The sequence below is a fragment of the Phormidium sp. CCY1219 genome (assembly GCF_055795085.1).
On record NZ_JAYFEQ010000285.1, the window covers coordinates 1 to 21,304 of the forward strand.

At 51.5% G+C, this 21,304-nt stretch carries 14 protein-coding genes; 7 read left to right on the top strand and 7 right to left on the bottom strand.

The window, feature by feature from the left end; genetic code table 11:
* Window positions 1-180 (top strand): hypothetical protein (locus AC0QH1_RS04315; protein ID WP_324629652.1); only part of this gene is annotated, 180 nt, incomplete at its 5' end.
* A gap of 39 nt (window positions 181-219) precedes the next feature.
* Here the strand turns inward: AC0QH1_RS04315 and AC0QH1_RS04320 are convergent.
* A complete protein-coding gene (locus AC0QH1_RS04320; protein ID WP_324629653.1) occupies window positions 220-1,452 on the bottom strand; it encodes a cation:proton antiporter in 1,233 nt (410 codons plus the stop codon).
* Between the two features lie 420 nt (window positions 1,453-1,872).
* The gene (crtO, locus tag AC0QH1_RS04325; RefSeq protein ID WP_324629654.1) at window positions 1,873-3,570 is read right to left on the bottom strand and encodes a beta-carotene ketolase CrtO; all 1,698 of its coding nucleotides are present in this window, start codon (window positions 3,568-3,570) and stop codon (window positions 1,873-1,875) included.
* A gap of 203 nt (window positions 3,571-3,773) precedes the next feature.
* Between crtO and crcB the strand changes: the two genes are divergently transcribed.
* From crcB to AC0QH1_RS04340, 3 genes are all read left to right on the top strand, one after another.
* On the top strand, window positions 3,774-4,223 hold the full coding sequence (crcB, locus tag AC0QH1_RS04330; RefSeq protein ID WP_324629655.1) for a fluoride efflux transporter CrcB: 450 nt from the start codon (window positions 3,774-3,776) through the stop codon (window positions 4,221-4,223).
* 243 nt (window positions 4,224-4,466) lie between these two features.
* Window positions 4,467-5,864 carry a magnesium transporter gene (mgtE, locus tag AC0QH1_RS04335; RefSeq protein ID WP_324629657.1) on the top strand — a complete coding sequence of 466 codons (1,398 nt, stop codon included), beginning with the start codon at window positions 4,467-4,469 and terminating at the stop codon, window positions 5,862-5,864.
* Between the two features lie 45 nt (window positions 5,865-5,909).
* Window positions 5,910-7,481 (top strand): WD40 domain-containing protein, encoded by a 1,572-nt coding sequence (locus AC0QH1_RS04340; protein ID WP_324629658.1) that lies wholly within the window; start codon window positions 5,910-5,912, stop codon window positions 7,479-7,481.
* Window positions 7,482-7,708: 227 nt separating this feature from the next.
* Here AC0QH1_RS04340 and rpsU read toward each other — a convergent pair whose 3' ends face one another.
* The 3 genes from rpsU to AC0QH1_RS04355 all read right to left on the bottom strand — a co-directional run bounded on the left by rpsU (window position 7,709) and on the right by AC0QH1_RS04355 (window position 10,908).
* The gene (gene rpsU / locus AC0QH1_RS04345) at window positions 7,709-7,906 is read right to left on the bottom strand and encodes a 30S ribosomal protein S21 (protein WP_324629675.1); all 198 of its coding nucleotides are present in this window, start codon (window positions 7,904-7,906) and stop codon (window positions 7,709-7,711) included.
* A gap of 484 nt (window positions 7,907-8,390) precedes the next feature.
* Window positions 8,391-8,702 (bottom strand): RNA recognition motif domain-containing protein, encoded by a 312-nt coding sequence (locus AC0QH1_RS04350; RefSeq protein ID WP_324629659.1) that lies wholly within the window; start codon window positions 8,700-8,702, stop codon window positions 8,391-8,393.
* 256 nt (window positions 8,703-8,958) lie between these two features.
* Window positions 8,959-10,908: a hypothetical protein gene (locus AC0QH1_RS04355; protein WP_324629660.1), complete on the bottom strand. Its 1,950-nt coding sequence runs from the start codon at window positions 10,906-10,908 to the stop codon at window positions 8,959-8,961.
* Between the two features lie 364 nt (window positions 10,909-11,272).
* Here AC0QH1_RS04355 and AC0QH1_RS04360 point away from each other — a divergent pair, with 364 nt between their 5' ends.
* On the top strand, window positions 11,273-13,201 hold the full coding sequence (locus AC0QH1_RS04360) for a PAS domain-containing sensor histidine kinase (protein WP_324629662.1): 1,929 nt from the start codon (window positions 11,273-11,275) through the stop codon (window positions 13,199-13,201).
* A gap of 363 nt (window positions 13,202-13,564) precedes the next feature.
* Entirely contained in the window at window positions 13,565-16,003 is a 2,439-nt protein-coding gene (locus AC0QH1_RS04365; protein ID WP_324629664.1) for a glycoside hydrolase family 31 protein, read from the top strand.
* A gap of 21 nt (window positions 16,004-16,024) precedes the next feature.
* On the opposite strand, the gene AC0QH1_RS04370 is transcribed toward AC0QH1_RS04365, so the two are convergent.
* Window positions 16,025-17,719 carry an ATP-binding protein gene (locus tag AC0QH1_RS04370; RefSeq protein WP_324629665.1) on the bottom strand — a complete coding sequence of 565 codons (1,695 nt, stop codon included), beginning with the start codon at window positions 17,717-17,719 and terminating at the stop codon, window positions 16,025-16,027.
* Window positions 17,720-18,157: 438 nt separating this feature from the next.
* Between AC0QH1_RS04370 and AC0QH1_RS04375 the strand changes: the two genes are divergently transcribed.
* Window positions 18,158-18,736 carry an NADPH-dependent FMN reductase gene (locus tag AC0QH1_RS04375; RefSeq protein WP_324629667.1) on the top strand — a complete coding sequence of 193 codons (579 nt, stop codon included), beginning with the start codon at window positions 18,158-18,160 and terminating at the stop codon, window positions 18,734-18,736.
* A gap of 189 nt (window positions 18,737-18,925) precedes the next feature.
* Here AC0QH1_RS04375 and AC0QH1_RS04380 read toward each other — a convergent pair whose 3' ends face one another.
* Window positions 18,926-21,277 (bottom strand): hybrid sensor histidine kinase/response regulator, encoded by a 2,352-nt coding sequence (locus tag AC0QH1_RS04380; RefSeq protein WP_324629668.1) that lies wholly within the window; start codon window positions 21,275-21,277, stop codon window positions 18,926-18,928.
* Window positions 21,278-21,304: the final 27 nt, after the last annotated feature.

The window sequence follows — 21,304 nt, forward strand, 5'->3', positions numbered from 1 at the left end:
TTGAAATCGCGGCTACACAGGCAAAGTCCACCTTCGTGGACTTATTCTTTTTACGGCTATTCCACCGGACATGATATCAAGCGCTATAGTAGCGGTTTAGAAACGGCTTTACCCATTGCAGAGGTACTCGCAGAACCCCGAAGCTGGCCAGAAAATAACCCGGTGTTTAAGTCTCGGTGAGCCGATTTATGCCACCGCGTGTGTCGGGAACTCGGGCGATTATTGGGCGGTGGGCGGTTCGGTTTTGCTCTGATACCACTTCATCAAGGGCGTAGCGCTAATCCCGTGCAATACGGTGGAAATCAGCATGGTGAGAAAGACGATCCAGGCAATTTTTTCCGCCGTTGCACCACTTAACCCGTGACTTAAGGCATAGGTTAAATAATACAACGACCCGACGCCGCGAATTCCAAACCATCCTAACAAGAAGCGCTTGGCGGGGTGAAAGCAAGCGCCGATGGTACTAACCCAAGCGCCTGCGGGGCGAATGGCGAAAATTAACAAGCCGGCGACGAGTAACGTTTCGTTGGCGTAGCGCAAAATCGGCTCAATTTGTAACAGAGACCCGAGGATTAATAAGGTAGCCACTTCCATCAGTTTTTCCAGACGTTCGGTTAAGCGCAATTGGGAGAGAGTTTTTTCCACGGCGCGATAACTTTGGCGAACCGATATACCGGCGACAAATACGGCGAGAAACCCATAGCCGTTGATGAGTTCGGTGACAGAATAGGCGATAAAAATGGTGCTTAGGGCGATGAAATCTTCCATCAGCTCGTCTACGGGACGAAATTGCTGCAGGGTGCGGTCGATCCAAACAATGCTTTTTCCCACGAGAATTCCCATTGCAATTCCCGCCGCGATCGCCCAAATTAAATCTACCACCAACCAATCGTGAATCCAACGGTTTAAGTTGCGATCGCCTAACCAATATAACCCAAAATACACGAACGGAAATGCCAAGGCATCGTTTAATCCGCCTTCGGAGGTTAAGCCAAAGCGCAGCTCATCTTTATCGTCCGAATGCGCGATTTGTACTTCCGAGGCTAACACCGGATCTGTGGGGGAGAGAATGGCACCGAGTAACATAGCAGCTCCCCACTGTAAGTTTAGCAAAAAATGACCCACGAGGGCAGTTCCCGCGATGGAAATGGGCATCAAAAACCCAATTAACCGCGCCGTAATTTGCCACGCCCATAACCTTAGGGGACGATTCATTTTTAAGCCGCAACTAAATAGGGAAACAATGACCACAAATTCGCTCAGGCGTTCTAATACTTTGGCATTCGGTTCCATTTGAATCAGTTGCACGCCATACGGGCCGAGCAAAAAGCCGACGATTAAATAAATCAAGGCGAAAGAAAGGGGTAGGCGCTTAATCCACCCGGAAAATACCGTCACCCCCAATAAAAGCAGACCGAGTGCTAACAAGCGAATAATGTACGGATCTGCCACTGCGATCGCACCTCCAATTTAGCTTACGTTCATCACAAAGTTTTGCCCTGATTTGGGGCTTTACTGTTTCCCAGGACAAGCTGGGTAATATCGGTATCGAGCTACCACATTACCACATTAATCCAGCTATTAGTGAAAATTTGCCAGAATATTTTTAGGAGTGATTTGGCGTTGTTTTATCCAGATTCGCGCTTTTAATCGCTTCCATTTTTATCGGATGCGGTAGCTATTTCCGGGATTTCACATGAGTTAAAATAAAGGAAATCTCTGGGTTTTTAATGCGTTATGTTATCCGAGGCGGAGCCTCGGCAAAGGCGTTCCCAGGCTCAGCCTGGGAACGAGGTTGGAGGGGGTAAAATTGGCTATTTTCAGGCGCTTGATTGGGAAGAAATATTAAGCAATTTTGGGACTTTATCGGTGTTATGGATGGTTAAAAATGGATTTTGTCATGGACTGAAATACACCTTGGGCGTCGTGAACGGTGCGAGCAACGGGTTGATGATGGAATAGGAAAGCGCGAGCGCAATTGCGTCCGGGCATTCCAGAAATGGAACCGCCCGGATGAGTGCCGGCTCCGGTTAAAAATAATCCTTCAATCGGGGTTTTGTAGTTGGCGATTTCGGGCAAGGGGCGGAAGAATACCATTTGGTCGAGGGTCATGTCCATGTGGTAGTAATTGCCCTTGTAAGCACCGAGGCGGGTGCCGAGTTCGGCGGGACTTTCTACGCGACGGGCGATAATCGAGGATTTGAGATTGGGGGCATAATCGGCTAATTTATCGATGACGCGATCGGCCACTTTATTTTTTAATTCACAAGTCCATCCGGTACCATTGAGACCGGTGCCTTCTGCGCCTGCAATTTGATAGGGGGCGAAGAATTCAATCCAGAGGGTATGTTTGCCTTCTGGGGCCATTGAAGGGTCGAGAACCGTGGGAACCACAGCATAGAGGGAGGGATTTTCGTCGGGAACAATGCCGAGTTGACATAAGGAGTGAGCTTGTTCTACATGATGTACTGAGTCTGCAATTAATAACGACCCAACGAGATAGTTATCTTGATGATTGTAGGCGCTAAAGCGGGGAATTTCCGAGAGGGCGCAGTCAATTTTGAGGATAGTTTCGTTGTTGTTGACGATTTTGCGGTCGAGACGATCGCGCAAATCGGGGTCTACCGATGCGATCGCGGTGGGATCGACCAATTGGAGGAAGACTCGTTTGGCGTCGATATTGGAAATCACGCCTAAATTGGCGCGATATTCTTCGCCCCCCGCGACTCGCACGCCGACAGCGCGATGGCGATCGTCGATCAGAATGCGGTCCACTTCGCGATCGCACAGGACCTCGCCCCCGAGGTGGCGAACCAAATTCAGCAGGGATTGGGTTAGCGCGCCGGTTCCGCCTCGGGGGCGGGTCATTCCGGGATGATGGCGCATGGACATCATTATCGCGCCAATTGCCATGCCTTTTTGCGAGGGGGGGGTACCGATTTCCGAGGCGAGGCGCGCCAGTGGCGCTTTCACCACTTCCGTGTCGAACCATTCTTCTAGCACGTCTTGGGGACTGCTGAGCATGGTGCGGACGAAATCGAGAATTTTGTCGGGAGAACCGAGAACCGAGAGTAAATCTTTGAGTTTTTCTGTGTTATAATTGCCGGCGATATCGATAATCGATTTGGGTGGGGCGTTAAATAGGGGAGTAATTGCGCCAAGCAGACGCTGCCAAAAATTAACGAAATCCACGTATTTGTCTGCATCGCGATCGCTATAGCGCGCGATTTCCGCCCGAGTTTTTTCGATGGATTGATGGCCGAGGAAATACTTGCCATCAGCTTGGGGACAAAAGACTACCGGGTCGCAGTGGAGGTAGTCCAATCCATATTTAGTTAATTCTAATTCTTTGACCACCGGACCGAGGTGAATAAATTCGTGGTCGATCGCGCAGAGGTTAAACTGGAATCCGGGGGCGGATTCTGGCATGACTTCTTCCGTGGTCGCTGCGCCGCCAGGAACCGATCGCTTTTCCAGCACCAGCACGCTTTTGCCTGCTTTGAGTAAATAAGCGGCACAGACTAAGCCATTGTGACCCGCTCCAATAATAATGGTATCGTAGGTTGACATACAGAAAGCTCCTGGAAGCACTGAATTTTTTGTATTTTACAAAAATTAACAGCCCGATGGGTTCTATCTGGGGAAAGAGATGAGCGGGAGAAATGGCGGGAGTGGGCGCGTTTTTATGGAGGGGGGAGAGATAGGGTTATAATCCGTTTGATGCGAACAATGGCGATGGGAGGTCGCCTCGGTGGAAGGCGAACGAAACAACCATGAGATTTAACTTGAGCGTTTTATGGCAACAGGGTCTAGAAATGCTTGCGGTAACGAGCCAAAGTCCCACAGTAAGAACCCCGATTGCGATTAGTTTGGGAGCGATCGCAGGCGCGCTAAGCCGATATTATATCACCACTTGGTTCCGGGAGCAGTGGGGAAATAGTTGGCCGTGGGGAACCCTTTTTATTAATTTAACCGGCTGCGTGGGAATGGGATTTTTTGTCACCCTAGTTTTAGAGAAATTTCCCACCCTAATGCCCGAGGTGCGGTTGACGATCGCCGTGGGATTTTTAGGGTCATATACCACCTTTTCCACCTATGGATTAGAGACAGTAATTCAACTGCGCGATCGCGGAATTTTGCCAGGAATGATGTATTGGGGAGGCAGTGCATTTCTGGGAGCGATCGCGGCCTATTTGGGCATCATATTAGCCAGGGCGAGGTAAATCGCGGAAGGGAAAAAGAGGGAAGTGGGACTGGGGTGGCGCGCGATCGCGCTGTAGGGGGCGACGAAAGGGGTGGAGTGGGAAAAAAACCCGCCCGTGGAGAGCGCGCCACCGGGGCGGAAGAAATTGCGGAGGGGAAAAAAGGGGTCACGAACGGATAGAATTTGTTTGTGCTGGCGCTTTCGCAGAGGCGTTTAAACTGTATGCAGCAATTATCGTCGGACTGGATCCAGGGAGTTTGCCTTGACTGAAAATCAATATCCATCCTCTCCCCTCCAGACCTTGTCGCGGAGAGAAATAACCGAGTTAGTGCGATCGCAACTCGCGGCGCTGCTCGACCAAGGAGACCTCCAGGGGGCGAAAGCGATCCTGGTACCGGTTCAGCCTGCAGATATTGCCGAAGCAATTGAAGGATTGCCCGAAGCGATGCAGGCGATCGCCTTTCGGTTGCTATCGAAAGACGAAGCCACCGAGGTTTACGAACATCTCGACTCCAGCGTGCAGCAGGCGCTGCTAGAGGAATTCAGGCGTCAAGAAGTGCTCGACATCATCGAGAACATGTCACCGGACGATCGGGCGCGACTGCTGGACGAATTGCCCGCCAAGGTGGTGCGTCGCCTGCGGGCGCAACTCTCCCCGGCGGAGTGGCAATCCACCGCCTTGCTGATGGGATACGAACCGGGGACGGCGGGGCGAATTATGACCCCCGAGTACATCTCCCTGAAAGAAAACATGACCGTGAGCCAAACCCTGGAGCGGATTCGCAATCTAGCCCCAGTCACGGAAATCATCTACTATCTCTACGTCACCGACGTGGCGCGCCAGTTAAAAGGCATTGTCTCCTTGCGCGATTTAGTCATCGCCCAACCCGATCGCATTGTGGGCGAGTTAATGACCCGGGATGTGGTTTTCGTGCATACGGATACGGACCAAGAAGAAGTAGCGCGCCTGATCCAGCGCTACGACTTTCTCGCCATTCCGGTGGTGGATAGCGAGCAGCGGTTGGTGGGGATCATCACCGTGGACGATGTAATCGATATCCTGGAGCAAGAAACCACCGAGGATATCTATGCCTTGGGTGGGGTACAATCAGAAGGCGACAATTACTTTCAAACCAATTTGCTCACCGTGGCCCGTCGGCGGGTGGTTTGGCTGTTCGTCTTGCTGATTACCAATACCGTCACTGGAACCATTATCAAATCCCAACAAGATATCTTGCAGCAGGTGGTGGTATTGGCCGCATTTATTCCCCTGCTGACGGGAACTGGGGGGAATGTGGGGGCACAGTCCTCTACGGTGGTGATTCGCGGGATGAATACGGAGGAAATCCGCTTGCTCGGTCCGTTGCAGGTGGTGTGGCGAGAGGCGATCGCTGGCGGATTGCTCGGGGGAATCTTGGGCAGCATTGCTACAGTTTGGGGATTCTTCTTGCAGGGAAATTTAGCGGTTGCCTTCTCCGTGGGCATTTCTTTGATGGCAATTTCGATTTTGGCCTCGGTGTCGGGTTCGGCGCTGCCGTTTTTATTCCGGGCGTTGAAGTTAGATCCGGCGCTGATGTCGGCCCCGTTTATTACCACGGCGGTGGATGTACTGGGGGTGTTGATTTATTTTACGATCGCCCGATTGGTGCTGCAACTGTAACTGGGGTCTGTGGTTCGTAGGTAAGGGGACTGGGAAAAAAGCAACATGTTTACTCATCGTCATTGGTGGCTGATTGCCGAATATGTCTGTTTGTTCGCTTCGGTGGTGGCGGCGATCGCGGCGCTGTTTTTTGCGCCGTTGGTGACCGTTGCCCTTCCGTTCATCTGTGGCGCGATTCTGTTAAACGCGATCGAGCGGATCCGACTGGAACAACTGACCCGGCGCATCGGTGGAACGAACAGCCGCCTGAACCGAGAACTGTCGGAAGATGTGGAACAGTTGCGCCAACAGGTGGAGGGGAAATCCCTGCCGACTCAGGGCGCGGACAGCAGCGGCGATCGCCCCAGTGCCTCCCCTAGCGCCGAAGCAGTGGCGGACTTGCAACGCCGTCTCGCCGCCTTAGAAACCCACAAATCCGAGACCCTAGAGACCCAAATTGCCGAACTCAAAGAGCATTCTGGAATGCTCAACGAATCGATTTCTAATATTATTGCCTATTTGAATCGCTCTGCATTATTATCCCGCATCGAGCGCTTAGAGGAAGCTACCTTACAGCTTTCCTCGCGCATAGAGACGCCGATTACAGCTCCCGAACCGATGCCTTCCGCGCCTGCACAACCGCCGCCAGAAGGGTCAGCAGAGGCGGAACCCCCCACATCCGCGCCCCAAGGGAATCGGTCTGGGGACAAGGTGGTGCTACCGAGTTTTAGGAAAAGCAGGGAACCCGCGCCGCAAAATTGGAGCTGCATCCAGAGTTTACCGGCTCATGCGGATTGGGTAAGGGCGATCGCGATTAGTCCGGACGGCAAAATTTTGGCCACGGGGAGTTTCGATACCAGTGTGAAGCTGTGGAAATTGCCCAGTGGGGAATTGATGCAAGTGCTGGCGGAACATGAGCGCGGGGTGTTTTCCCTGGCTATCAGTAGCGATGGGGAAACTTTGGCCTCGGCGAGTTGGGATAAAACGGTGAAATTGTGGCGGTTGCCCGGGGGAGAGCTCGTGGAAACTCTCAGCGGGCATACCGGTTCGGTGCGAACTGTGGCGATGCATCCGGATGGAAAGGTTCTGTTTAGTGGCAGTTTTGACGAGACGATCGCGGTATGGGATTTAAGCCGCACGGAACAAATCGGCAGGTTGACGGATTATACCGGTCCGGTGTATTCGGTGGCGATTACTCCCGATGGTGAGAAGCTGGCGCGCGGGGGCGGGGATGGTCGAATTACACTTTGGCAACTGGAGAGTGAGGAAATTATCAATAGCTTCACCGGCAGTTTGGATGTGGTGGAAGCGATGGTGATGACGCCGGATGGGCGGTTGATGAGTGGGAATGGGGATGGCAGCATTCAACTGTGGGAATTGAGCCAGGGGGGGGTGCTGTGGACGACGCCGGGGCATTTAGGTCCGGTGACGGCCCTGGCGATCGCGCCGGATGGGGAGACCTTTGCCAGTGCCAGTGCCGATGGAACGGTGAAGATTTGGCACCTGTCCACTGGGAAGTTACTTTGCACCCTGACCGAACAAACTGGGGCGGTGATGTCTCTGGCCTTTTCGCCGATAGAAAATCTACTCATCAGCGGTACGGCGAATGGGATGGTGAAGATTTGGCAGCGCGATTAGCATAAAATTGGCAATTTGTCAACTCGAAAAACGATTTACCCGCCGTAAGTGAAGGTTGGCGGTTGTGATTGTTTGCACAGTTCCCGGAAAGGCGGTGTGATTGTGGCGCGGCTCGGATTTCCGGTGGAATGGCGGGAGAATCCCTCGATACGAACTTTTCCCCCTACAAAAAACCGCCGGAGCAGAAGGTAGGGGGTTGAGGGCGTGAATTGGAGCGTTACAAAACGTTAGCGGTTAGATTTAAAGGAGCGGAAGCGACGCTTCCGCCGTCGGGCAATGGCTTTGCGCTTGCGTTTTTCGATTGGCGTTTCAAAGTGACGCACGCGCTTCATATCTGCAAAAATTCCTTCTCGAGACACTTGACGCTTAAATCGGCGCAATGCTGACTCAATTTTTTCGTTTTCACCCACTACAACTTGGGTCATTCTACCTCCTAAGCGTTTAAACAAATAGTTACGGGCGATCGCTTGACTTTCACTCAGGCGATCGCCGAGTTTGGGAAACTCATCGGTCACACTCTCGCCCTGCCCTTACTGCAACATCGGAGCCACAATGCAATATTGTGCTTTCGGTTGCCCGGATCTGTCCTTAATAAACCTGCCGCGTCGCTTTTGAGCCGTACTCTAAACAGACGCGGCGTGACCTCGGTTCCGAATTGTTCTCTTGTTTACCTGTAGGCCAAATGTCAATCTATTCAAACCGGCGGGCGATCGCCTCCCCCGCAAAAAAAAGCCTTTCAGTATAACCGATCTGAGCGAAACCGACAGCGTTTGAACTCGCCTGCCAGTTCGCCATCGTCTCGCTGGGGATTTTTCCCTTGCGTTCGCTGGCGGATAAGGGCAGGTTTTGCCCGTCAACCTCTCGATTTCCGGTTCAACTGAAGGCTAGTTTTATCGGGAACGGTGAAGCTTAATAGCGGGATTTGGAATAGCCGCGATTGTTACCGCCACCCCAGTTACCGCCAGAGCGTCTTTTGTCTTCCCGGGGTCTTGCTTTGTTGACTTTCATCGAGCGACCCATCCATTCTGCACCATCGAGTGCTTCAATGGCGGCAGCTTCTTCTTCTTCGCTTTCCATTTCCACGAAGCCGAAACCGCGCTTTTTACCGGTTTCCCGGTCTAAGGGAAGATTAACCCGCTTCACGGTGCCATAGTCCCCGAAGACCTCATTGAGATCTTCTTGATTTACATCATAAGATAAGTTGCCGACATAGATTGACATAAAGCCTCTCCAGAATCAAATAGCGTAGAGAGTTCGTTCCGGAGATCCGCCTGTAACTAATGAACACAAACACGATAACCGAACGTTTTTCTCTGGACGTTACTACTGTAGCATGCTCTTAGGGTTTTGTTACCCTTCCTTCCTCAGAAAATGTAAATTTTTTTTACAATCAGCCATCCTCGCGGGAGGGAAAAATCCGGTCATTCTCAATTTTGCACCTTTTATTCTCAATTCTCCATCCTTTTTTGTCAATTTTTTACGGTTTTGCCTCCCATTCCGGTCCGCTGACGGTGGCTCGCAAGCGCCAGGTGCCCAGGTGGGGATGGTTGACCTGCAAGAGGCCGCTGTTGACCTTTTGACTGACGTAGGGACTGTCTAATATCGGCCAGTCTTCTAGGTTGAGCGGTTCGCCGTTAATGGTGGCCGAGGCGATCGCCCCATCCGGTTGATAGGTCATGGTCAGGCGATCGCCCTCCAACCCGCGATAGGCCAATTCAAACTCCTCGGCCCACGCCTCATCGGTCACCGAGGTGCGATCGAGGGCCTGGGTCAAGCGCTCCCAATCCGGATAATCAGCCAAGCGCGCCACATCGGTTATCCAGGCGGTTTTCTCACCTCGGGCGACCAAGGCTTGATAGTCGGAGTGTTTTTCCGACACCGGCACTTGCAAAGAAACGCGCTCCCCCCAGGGGCGGGCGAGGAGCCAGACATTTTCGATTTGCCAAATATACCACTCGCCATGCCGTCGCGGTTCCCCGTAGCGCTGGGGTAGCACTAAATGAGAGCGCGCGGGCACCCCGGCTTGGATATCTTGGGGATTCAAAATTTGCTGATAGAGGACCGCACTGCGGCCTTGCACGTACTGATCTGCTGGACTGCGACCGGTGGCCATTGGAGTGTGATAGGTGCCGCCGAGACTGACCACCGCATTGTCGAGACCTTGGCGATCGCGAATCACCAGCTTATAGGTAGCATATTGGGCGCGAATCGTGCCTTGGACTTGGTAAGAGCGGGAGGGTTCTAGCAGGGTGCTTAAACTATAATCCTCCGTCACATAGAAGGTTTCCCACAGATGATTTTCTTTGTGGTAACTGTAATAAACCGGGTGACTGGCACGGGCGAGAAACGGGAGGGGCACTTCTTTGTGCGCTAAGGCGTGCAAGTGGGCGGGAGGACGATAGGAACTCAGGGCCGGTGCGAGAGCCAACCGGGCATAGCTAGACTTCATATTGTCGGCGATTTCTGTGGGATCGGCCTCAGACCCGGGGGGGAATCCCCACCAGATCCAAGCCACCGCCGCCAGTCCGCTATCCCAGGTGGCGCGATCGAACCCGCGACTTTCCGCACCCCCCGCCGTGCCCCAACTCCAGCGTAGGGCCATATTTGTGGCATACCAGTCTAAAATTGCTGTGGCCAGTTTTCGCAATTCCGGGGTGCGGGCGAAGTCGTAGAGATTGAGCAATGCGCCGATACTATAACCGTAATAAATAGAGGAATGAAATTCCCCTTGTCCGATGGTTAGAAACTTGTCGAGTTCCGATCGCAGCCATGCTTCGTTGGTGGCGGCGGTGGAGGGATAGGTATCGCGAAACCCACTCCCATCGCTCAATGCCAGTCCGGAGGCGCGCTGCATGAATTTGTGATTTTCCGTCCCCCCTTCATTCCATTCCTTGACTCGGGGGCGTTGCAGCATACTGCGATAGCTTTCCGTGACTTCAGTCGGCATGCGATCGCGATTCTGGAAAAAAATGCGAACGTCGAACAAGCTGCGAAAGTGATAGAGGTCCGGGCGCTCTTTTTCCAGGGTCATCAGCATATCCCAACTGGGTTGCGGATCGTACTCGCGATCGAGAGAGAGTTTAGCTAAAATCACCGGCAGTAAGTATTTGTGCGGGTCGCCGATATTTTCCCGTCGCCACCAGCGATCGAGTTTATCTAAATCTTCCCGGGCGATTTTCTGCCGGATGGCGATACTTCTGCGCCAAAATGCGACTTCTTGCGGATCGGTCCAGGCGGAGGGCGATCGCCGTTGGATTTGGGTACTTTGCTTTCGCAGTTGTTCGCGGCGATCGCGATCGAATTGAGCGGAAGTGCTGCCTTGTGGGGATGAATTGGCGCTTTGTAGGCTTATCCCCGCGAATGTACCTAGGGCGATCGTCAGCACCAACGATGCAACCCCATAGCGCATTTTTATCGGTAATTTCATAGCAGACAAATTCTTTGGTTAGATAGAATTAAAACAAGGCAGAGTGATAAAATTTTGCCTCAAAAGGGGGGGAACCTAGATTTTTGTGCGTCATAGAGGGAGGGATAAAACCATAGATTGAGATTTTTGATGCCAATCATAGGCAAGCCTGATTTGCCCCATCCTGGCGCGGCTCAACCCGACCGGGGCGGTCTGAAAACCCCCCGCGATTCTCGGGGAACTGAACCCCTTGCCGCCGAATTGAGCGATCCCAAAGGGGACAAAAGCAGTAAAATAGCAAAATAATTTATTATTTCTTAATCTATCATACCAAATTCGGTGCAGATTGAGTTTGATTTTTTATCGTGCGAGTGTGGCAAATAGCATGAAACAGATAGACGAGCAGATGACAATGGTAGAAATGAAACCCGTAAATTCTCCAACCTCGGTCAGCCGCTACCATTCTCAACCCCGAGGATTTCCCGGAAGCGAAGCACAACTGAGTCAGTTCGTGCAGTGGGTTCCCGGGGCCGTGGCAATGGTCGATCGCCAATTGCGCTACCACAGGGTATCGCGCGGCTGGATATCTCAGTGGATCGAACCTGCAACCGATGGGGCCGGCGAAGAGGCGACCCGGGAGATGCAAAGCGCGGTGGTGGGGCGATCGCTGTGGGACACTGGGGTGGCTTTTCCCCGGGAAATTGTCGAGAGTTGTAGGGTGTGTTTGGCGCAAACCCAATCGGGATGCGAGGAGGTGGTCTGTCAGCAGGGTGATGGAAGCGAGGTGTTGATGCGCTGGCAGATTCAGCCGTGGTATCGGGAGACGGGAGAGTTGGGAGGCGTGATGCTGTTTAGCGAAGCCATTGGCGATCGCGTGGCATCGGAAAACATTGAGGGCAACGAAGCCTCCTTGCGCCAAGAATACCTGCGATTAAAAGCTTTATTTGAAGAACGCACCGCACAGCTCAAACGAACCAACCAACGGCTGATGTCGGAAATTCACGAACGCGAAGAAGCGGAAGTGTCATTACGCAAGCACGCGCAGATGCTCGATTTGGCGAATGACACGATTATGATACTAGATTTGAACTATCGGATTACCTATTGGAATCGCGGGGCGGAACGACTCTACGGATGGACGCGAGAAGAGGCGATGTTACAACCGGTGCATGATTTTTTGCACAGCCAATTCCCGCAACCGCCCTCGGAGATTAAAGCAACCTTATTGCGCGATGGATATTGGCAGGGGGAGTTGATTCATACCAAGCGAGATGGAACGCAAATTGTGGTGGCGTCGCGCTGGACTTTGCAGCGCGATGAAGCGGGGAAACCAACGGCAATTTTAGAAATCAACCACGACATCAGCGATCGCAAAAAAGCCGAAGACGCCCTGCGAAATTCCGAAGCAGCATTGCGGGAGAAAAACCAACAACTGGAACAAACGTTACTGGAGTTACAAAAAACCCAGGCGCAGTTAATTCAAACCGAAAAAATGTCCAGTTTGGGGCAGTTAGTGGCGGGGGTGGCACATGAAATTAACAATCCGGTGAATTTTATTTACGGCAACCTCAACCACGCGCGACAATACATGCAAGACTCGATCGAGATGATTTCGCTTTATCAAGCGCATTATCCCGACCCGGTGGCACCGATTAAAGAATTCGCCGAGGAGATAGAATTGGATTTCGTGCTGGAAGATTTGCCGAAAATGCTCGGATCTATGCAAATTGGCGCGGAACGAATTCGCGAAATCGTGCGATCGCTGCGGAACTTTTCTCGGGTGGATCAAGCGAAGTGCAAAGCGGTGGATATTCACGAAGGAATCGAGAATACCTTGCTGCTGTTGAAGCATCGCTTCAAGGAAAAACCGGGACATCCGAAAATCGAGATTATTAAAGAGTTTGGCGATATCGGGTGGGTGGATTGTTATGCGGGTCAGATAAATCAAGTGTTTATGAATATTCTCAGCAACGCGATCGATGCGTTGGAGGAAATTGCGATGAGGGAGGGTTCGTCCTCCAAGGATGGCGAACCCCTGCAAATTCGCATTCGTACCGAACGCAAAGGCGATCGCGCGGTTATCCGGATTAGCGATAATGGGCCGGGGATTCCCGAGTCGGTTCGCCGTCAGTTGTTCGATCCGTTTTTTACCACCAAACCCCCGGGGAAAGGTACCGGTTTGGGCTTGGCGATCGGATATCAAATCGTGGTGGAAAAACATCGGGGGAATCTACAATGTACTTCTACTCCCGGGAAAGGCACCGAGTTCACAATTGAAATTCCGTGCAATCAATGTGCGAAAAAGCGGGGTTAAAGGAGTTGGGGCGCGGCGATTGCAGCAGCGATCGCGCCTCTCCCCCTTTCACGCCTCTGCAAAACTCATATATATAAAATTCCCTTACCAAACCCCCAATAACCGTAGGGTGCGTCACCCCCGCCACCAAATAATCGGGAACATCCCCCCATCCCATCCGGGGGTGACGCACCGCCTCCAAACGGGAAACATCAACCCTCGATATATAACAACCCCGCCACAAATCAGAAACGGAAGGCGAAGTCACGGGAAAAATTGACGAGAAAAGTCTATCTATCGGAAGATAGACCAGAGTAGATACTCTATTATAATTCAAACCATCTCTGTTGTCAACCATTCCCAGACGCAAAACCTAAAATTCTGATGAATATTAAAAAGCAAATTGCCTTAAGATTGAGAACGATTCGACTCGAACGCTTTATTGCCTCTTTGATTTATAGCTGGCAGCGAGACCGAATCGAACGCCAGTACGGCAAACCCAAACCCAGCGAACCGATGCAAACGCCGGGGCAATTGCAAGGGCTAAAAAAGACCGATCGCGGTGCTTGGATGCAGTTCGAGCGCGCTGCAGTGCAGGTAGAATTTTTAAAGTCAGATTTTGTGCGAGTTACCTGGGAACCGGGATGGCTGCCGGTGCCCTATGCGATCGCGAAAGAAACTTGGCCGGAAGTGAAAGTTACAGTGGAGGAAAATCGGGATAAAATCCTCATTTCCAGTAGCCAATTAACGGCAATTGTCAGCGGGGAAGGTAGCATAGAATTTCTGGACGAAAGCGGGCGATCGCTGCGTCAAGAATTGCCGCCCCAGCGCCAGGGAGAACAGTGGACGCATGGAGCGAAATTGCGATCGCGAGAACGCATCTACGGATTGGGAGAACGCGCCGCCCCGTTTAATTTGCGCCTGCAGCAAGGCAAAAAATATCGGATGTGGCACTACGATGCGGGGGGACTCTACGGCCCGGGAATGGATCCGCTTTACTTGTGCATTCCGGTGTATGTGGGATTGCACGAAAACGGCAGTTACTTGATATTTTACGAAAACTCATTTGATGCGAATTTTAGCTTCAACGATGTGGCAACGGCTGAATTTCAAGGCGGGGCAATTCGCTATTATTTTACTGCCGGAAATCCGAGACAACTCCTGGGAAATTATAGCGAACTCACCGGGGGTCCGCCACTTCCGCCGCGCTGGGTATTTGGGTATCATCAATCCCGCTGGGGATACGAAACCGAAAAAGCAGTGCGAGACACGGCGAACGGCTTCGAGAAATACGATTTGCCCTTAAGCGCGATTCACCTGGATATCGATTGCAAAGATAACTTTCGGTCGTTTACCATCGACCCCGATCGCTTTCCCAAATTGCGGGAATTCAATCGAGAAATGGAGGCCAAGGGAGTGCGAATTATTGCGATCGTCAATCCCGGAGTAAAGCGCGATCGCAACAACAAACTGTATCGCGAAGGGGTCGCCCAAGAGGTATTTTCCACCCTGCCCAATGGGGAAATTATCCATGCCCCCGTGTGGCCCGTGATGTCCGCCTTTCCCGATTTTACCCATCCTCTCGCCCGTCATTGGTGGAGTCGGCAATATGAATACCTGCTGGATTTGGGCGTGTGCGGATTTTGGCATGACATGAACGATCCGGGAGTGTTTACCTTGTGGGGGGATGCCACCTTGCCCACACCTACCCGCCATTTTATGGAAGGCAGAGGCGGAGACCACCGCGAAGCGCACAACCTGTATGGATTGTTGCAAGCGCGCGCCGGATACGAAGCGCTGCGCGACTATCGCCCGGAACAACGTCCCTTTATCGTCTCCCGGTCCGGTTGGGCGGGGTTGCAGCGCTATGCTTGGACCTGGACCGGAGATATCGAAACCAGTTGGGCGGGATTGCGGCAAACGGTATCCACAGTGCTAGGGTTGAGTTTATCGGGCATTCCCTATACCGGGCCGGATATCGGCGGATTTAAGGGCAATCCGAATGCGGAATTATACTTGCGGTGGTTTCAACTTTCTACCTTTTTGCCCTTTTGTCGCACTCATTCGGCGAACAATGCCAAACCGCGCACTCCTTGGACTTATGGAGAACCGACCTCGAGTTGCGTGCGGGATTTGTTGCGTCTGCGCTATGGACTGATTCCGTATTTTTATACCTTGGGATGGGAAGCGCAGGAAACGGGCATTCCTCCCATTCGTCCCCTGTTTTGGGAGGAACCGGACAATTCGCAGTTGTGGGATGTGGAGGATGCATTTTTCCTGGGGGATGCGCTGTTGGTGTATCCGATTGTGTTTGCCAAAGCGCGATCGCGACTGGCGATTGTTCCCCGGGGGTACTGGTATCGACTTTCGGACGATTCTCGCCTTCAAGGGTCGAGAAGGTTGCGGTTGGACGTTCCCCTGGCGGAGATTGCGGTGTTTGTGAAGGCGGGAAGCATTTTGCCAATGGAAGCGGGAAAAACCCTGATTTTGCACCTGTATCCGCCGGTGGAAGACAGGGGTGAGGGAAGGGTCTATAGCGATGCGGGAGATGGATATGGCCCGTGGCGATTGGATGGGTTTGAAATGACGCGAACCGCCGAGGGGTTGGAGTTGAATTGGCACTCACAGGGTACCTATCCCTTTGTTTACCAGATGGTGGAGTTGCACCTTCACGGGATGAAATTGCAGCAGGTGTGGGTGGATGACCGGGAAGTGCGGTTTGGTTCCCCTGCGCCGGAGACATCCCCGGTGAAGATTGCACCGGGAATGGTGGTGTGCTGCGATCGCTTCCAACAGGTGCGGTTTTTGGGTCGGATGGATTGAAAATCTCCCCATCGAAGGCGGTTATGCTTGTTCGGAGGATGCTACCGAGGCGGTGGCAAACTCACCGGGGCGATCGAACATTTCCGGCGGGAGTTCCGGCACATTGGGCGGAATTTCAATGGTAAATTCCGTCCCTTTCCCCGCTTGAGAATTACAGTGCAAGGTTCCCCGATGCTTTTCGATAATTTGATAGGCGATCGCCAATCCCAATCCGGTTCCTTTGCCCACCGGTTTGGTGGTATAAAATGGCTCGTATATTTTATCTTGCAGTTTATCGCTAATCCCAATCCCGTTATCGGCAATGCAAATTTGTAGAGCTTTATCGTCGGTGACTCGAGTGCGAATGTGAATGGTCATTTGTCCTTGGTCATTGGTTATTTGTCCTTGGTCATTGGTCATTTGTCCTTGGTCATTGGTTATTTGTCCTTGGTCATTGGTTATTTGTCCTTGGTCATTGGTTATTTGGGGTTGGTTGTTGGGGGTTTGTCCTTGGTTATTGGTCATTTGTCCTTGGTTATTTGAACCTGTTACCGATGACGAATGACCAGTGACCGATGACTCCACTGCATCGATCGCGTTATTGAGCAGATTGATAAAGACTTGATTGAGCTGACCGGGATAGCATTCGACTTGGGGCAAATTGCCATAGTCTTTAATGACCTGAATGCTGGGGCGATGGGGTTGGGAGTGGAGGCGATAGTCTAGCATCAGCAAGGTGCTGTCGAGATTTTCGTGAATATCCACCACTTTTTTTTCTGCTTCATCCAAGCGGGAGAAAACGCGCAGAGACCTGACGATGTTGCGAATGCGATCGGCTCCCGATTTCATAGATTGGAGGATTTTTTGCAGGTCTTTGGCTAAAAAATCTAGGTCTATTATTTCGATTTCTTCGGCAATTTCTGCTGGCGGATTGGGGTAATGAAGTTGGTAAAGGTCGATGATATTAAGTAAATCGCGAATATAATCGAAAGCGGGGGCGATATTGCCGTGAATGAAGTTAATCGGGTTATTAATTTCGTGAGCGATGCCGGCGACGAGTTGTCCGAGGGAGGACATTTTTTCGCTTTGAATGAGTTGGGTTTGGGTGTGTCTGAGTTGGTGCAGGGTAGTTTCGAGTTCCTCGGCCCGATCGCGCAGTTCAGTTTGCGATCGCCCTAGTGCTTCTTGAGCCTCAGAACGCTGATGATTTTCCTGTTTGAGTCGTTCGTTGGCGTCGGCGAGGGATGCGGTTCTTTCTGCGACCCGTTGTTCTAATTCTTGGGTGAGTTTGCTGAGTTTTTCTTGGGCTTGAATGCGATCGCGAATTTCATTTTGCAGTGCTGCATTGGCGGACTTTAGTTGTTCCGGGGAGGGAATGGCGAGAATTTTTGGCACTAGAGTGAGGAGAACGGCGGCGGTACATAAAGAAACGGCGGCGGTGATTGCTTTTAGGAAACCGGAAAGCCAGTAGGTAGGATGCCACAAAGTCCAAACTTCCATTGCATGGGTAATCCCGCAAAAAATAATAAACGAGCCAAACAAAAAAAACAGCCAGTCAAAGGGCAGATCGCCGCGCTTTTTGACCAGATACACCAGTTCTAGGGGAATGAGGAAATAAGCGAAGGCAATCAGAGAATCAGACAACAGATGGAGTCCGACTAATTCGGGTTTCCAGAGATAACAATGTCCGTGCGGAATAAAAGGTCCAGACCACAATTGGGTGACGAGGGCTACCATACAACCTCCTAAACGATTGAGCTACAATTTAGATGAGTGGTTTTCGGGGTTTGTCAGCAAAAAAAAAATTTGAGAGATGCGATCGCGCTTCTCCCGAGAAACGGCACAGTTTAAACACTCTCTTTGGATGAATGCGGGTTGAGTATAGCAAATTTGGCGAAATAATGCGTCCGCAATAGGGTAGAAATCGGCGAAAAAATATTTAGCTTCGGAATGATTTGCGATCGCCCCTTTGCCCCAGTCCCCCAACTACACCACAGGGAAGAAAAAAATCGATTGGCGATGTAGGGTTCAAAAGCGACTATAATTTTTCCTCAGTGTTCCCCGGTCTCCATTGCATCACCTGGGTGAGTTTCACTTGTGTTAGGGGGCGATCGGAGTCAGACCTCGCGTCTGGGGTTGGAATACTCGCGTATGACATAGTAACAGGAGCAAACGATGACAAAGCCGAAAATTCTTGCATTTGCCGGGAGTACCCGGGAAGCGTCTTACAACAAACTGCTGGTGAAAATTGCCGCCGCTGGGGCGAGAAATGCCGGGGCGGAGGTAACGGAGGTGGATTTGCGAGACTTTCCGATGCCGTTATTCGACCAAGACTTGGAAGAAAAAGAAGGAATGCCCGAGACGGCGCGTCAGTTTCAAGACCTGATCCGATCGCATCAGGGGTTTTTGATTGCCTCTCCGGAATATAATAGCTCGATTACTGCGGTGCTGAAGAACGCGATCGACTGGGCCTCGCGTCCCGATCCGGGGGAACCGATTTTGGCGATGTTTTCGGGCAAAGTGGCCGGCATTATGAGTGCCTCTCCCGGGGGACTGGGGGGGTTGCGCGGGTTGGCGAGTTTGCGGGAAATGTTAGCCAACATGAATATCCTGGTGATTCCGGAGCAAAAAGCGATTCCGCAAGCGTTTCAAGCGTTTAATGATGATGGAAACTTAAGCGATGAAAAAGACCAAGAAGCGATCGCCAATATCGGCGCAAGCGTAGCCACAGTTGTGGCGAAATTACACTCGTAAACTGGTGACGATCCGGGTGAGGTTCTCAGATTTTCTCTGGGAACTTCACCTTGGGTCATGGAGAGAGAGGAGAGAGTGCGGGCGATGAGAGAGAAACCGGATTTGTTCGCCACCGAGGGATGAATTGGCCACCGATGCGAGTGAGTAACCCGGTGTTTTGTGGGATGACGCTGATTGGGAACTAACGCCCTAGGGTTTGGCGATAATTTGCTGTAAGATTTTGAGTAAATCTTGGGTGGGGTAAGGTTTCGGTAAAAATGCCTTGACACAAGGGTGGTTGGAGGGGGTACAATTGAGGGAATTAGAAAAGCCGCTGACGGTAATAATTTTTACCTGCGGGTTCATTTTTTCTAACACTTGAATGGTGGTTGGGCCATCCATTGTGGGCATAATGCTATCGAGCAAAATGACTTGGATTTCATTTTGATGCTGGGAATAAGAGGCGATCGCTTCAATCCCATCCCTGGCGGTTAACACCCGATAGCCGTATTTTTCCAGCAGGGTTTCGGTGGTTTCGCGAATGGTGGGTTCGTCATCGACGACGAGAATGCATTCCCCGTGACCGCCATTGCATTCTGTGGATTGGGATTCCCGGGGCATGCTGGATTCCACAGCGGGCAGATAAATTTGAAATTCGGTGCCTTTTCCCGGTTCGCTGACCACATTGATAAATCCTTGGTGACTTTTAATAATTCCCTGCACCGTGGATAACCCCAACCCGGTGCCTTTTCCCACTTCTTTGGTGGTAAAAAATGGCTCGAAGATGCGGTCTAAAATATAGGCGGGGATGCCAGTGCCGGTGTCGGAAATTTTCAGGCGAATGTAAGGCCCAACTCGCGCGTCGAGATGAATCGAAAGGCTGGTTTTATCGAGCCAAATATTTTCGGCGCAAATGGATAAAGTGCCGCCATCGGGCATGGCGTCGCGGGCGTTGACGCACAGATTCATTAAAATTTGATGCAGGTGAGTGGCATCGCCGACGATCGCCCATAGGTCTGGGTCGATTTGGGTGGAAAATTTAATGGATTTGGGAAAGGTTTCCCGGGCGATCGCGATGGTTTCATCGATTAAATGCTTTACCTGCAATAGGGTGCGATCGCCATCCAATCCCTTGGCGAAAGAAAGCACTTGTTTCACCAAATCTGCGCCGCGCAGGACATTCATTTCCAGCATTTCAATTAACTTTTCGCGCTTGTGACTGGCGGCGTTTAATTGCAACAGTTGCACCGCCCCTAAAATGGGGGTAAAAATATTGTTTAAGTCGTGAGCGATGCCACTGGCGAGGGTGCCGATGCTTTCCATCCGTTGGGCGCGCAAAAACTGCGCTTCCAGTAATTTTTTCTCGGTAATATCCGTGTTGACGGCTAAAATCGAACAAGGGCGATCGCTCTCGTCGCGCACCAAACTCCAGCGACTCGCCACCACAATTTCTTTGCCCTCTTTAGTGATTTGAGGCAATTCTCCTTGCCATTCGCCTTTTTCCAGTACGGTTTCCCATGCTTGTTCGATTTGCGGTAAAATATCGCGATTGAACAGTTCTTGTGCCGGTCGCCCCATTACTTCAGTGGCAGTCCACCCATACAACCGTTGCGCGCCTTGGTTCCAAAATAAAATCCGGGTTTCTAAGTCTTTTACCAAAATCCCGTCAGTGGCAATATCCAGCAGCGCCGCTTGTTGGCGCACTCGTTTTTCGGCTCTTTTGCGCTCGGTAATATCATACATTGCCCCGACAATTTCTTCATCCTTGCCATTCGGGTGACGCACCCATTTCATTTCATCGCGAAACCACCGATAGGAACCGTCTTGGTGGCGAAAGCGATATTCCAAACAAGCATGTCCCTGTTCCCGAAGGGGGGCAATTTTTTCCCCTAGGTATCCCACATCATCCGGGTGAACTTGGGCAATCCAAAAATTCGGATCGGCGAGAAATTCTTCTCCAGAATATCCCAGTTGCTCCTTGACATTTTCGCTGATAAAAGTGGTGGGATAATTGTCTTGCCCCTGACAAGTATAAATAATAGCCGGACTGGAAGAGAGCAGATATTCCAGGCGGGTTTGACTCGATCGCAGGGCCGTTTCGGTGCGCTCTAATTCCTCGATTTGTCGTTGCAGTTGGGTCTCGCGCATCGCGCGTTCCGTGACATTTTCGATCGCGGTAATCGTACCCACCACCTCTCCTGCTTCTATCAAGGGAGCAATTTTAGCACTTTGTGGCATATAGGTCAAGTCCTTTGCCGTTCCCGCAGAAATGGGCAGCAGATAATCGTGCAAGCGCTGAGACAGCAGCACCACTTGACCGGCGATCGCTTGCTCGTAAAAGCGATCGAGTCGTCGCTGTTTCAGTTGCGGATAAACCTCGAATAAATGCCGACCGATAATATCTCTCGACCTAAATCCGGTGTGAATTTCCAGCCAATGATTCCAACTTACAATCCGCAAGTTGGCATCGGTGGTAAAAATTCCCTCTTCTGCCAAATCATTCAACCACTGCAACAAAGCTTGTTCGTGTTGTAAATTCAACAATTGATTGTCGCTCATCATTGTCTCCCTATTGCCAAAAAACGAGTG

What these genes read in the sequence shown, in the direction of transcription:
- AC0QH1_RS04340 (WP_324629658.1), top strand. Translation starts at nt 5,910, where the DNA reads ATGTTTACTCATCGTCATTGGTGGCTGATTGCCGAATATGTCTGTTTG.
- AC0QH1_RS04355 (WP_324629660.1), bottom strand. Translation starts at nt 10,908, where the DNA reads ATGAAATTACCGATAAAAATGCGCTATGGGGTTGCATCGTTGGTGCTG.
- AC0QH1_RS04350 (WP_324629659.1), bottom strand. Translation starts at nt 8,702, where the DNA reads ATGTCAATCTATGTCGGCAACTTATCTTATGATGTAAATCAAGAAGAT.
- AC0QH1_RS04370 (WP_324629665.1), bottom strand. Translation starts at nt 17,719, where the DNA reads ATGGTAGCCCTCGTCACCCAATTGTGGTCTGGACCTTTTATTCCGCAC.
- AC0QH1_RS04360 (WP_324629662.1), top strand. Translation starts at nt 11,273, where the DNA reads ATGAAACAGATAGACGAGCAGATGACAATGGTAGAAATGAAACCCGTA.
- crtO (WP_324629654.1), bottom strand. Translation starts at nt 3,570, where the DNA reads ATGTCAACCTACGATACCATTATTATTGGAGCGGGTCACAATGGCTTA.
- AC0QH1_RS04365 (WP_324629664.1), top strand. Translation starts at nt 13,565, where the DNA reads ATGAATATTAAAAAGCAAATTGCCTTAAGATTGAGAACGATTCGACTC.
- crcB (WP_324629655.1), top strand. Translation starts at nt 3,774, where the DNA reads ATGAGATTTAACTTGAGCGTTTTATGGCAACAGGGTCTAGAAATGCTT.
- rpsU (WP_324629675.1), bottom strand. Translation starts at nt 7,906, where the DNA reads ATGACCCAAGTTGTAGTGGGTGAAAACGAAAAAATTGAGTCAGCATTG.
- AC0QH1_RS04375 (WP_324629667.1), top strand. Translation starts at nt 18,158, where the DNA reads ATGACAAAGCCGAAAATTCTTGCATTTGCCGGGAGTACCCGGGAAGCG.
- AC0QH1_RS04380 (WP_324629668.1), bottom strand. Translation starts at nt 21,277, where the DNA reads ATGATGAGCGACAATCAATTGTTGAATTTACAACACGAACAAGCTTTG.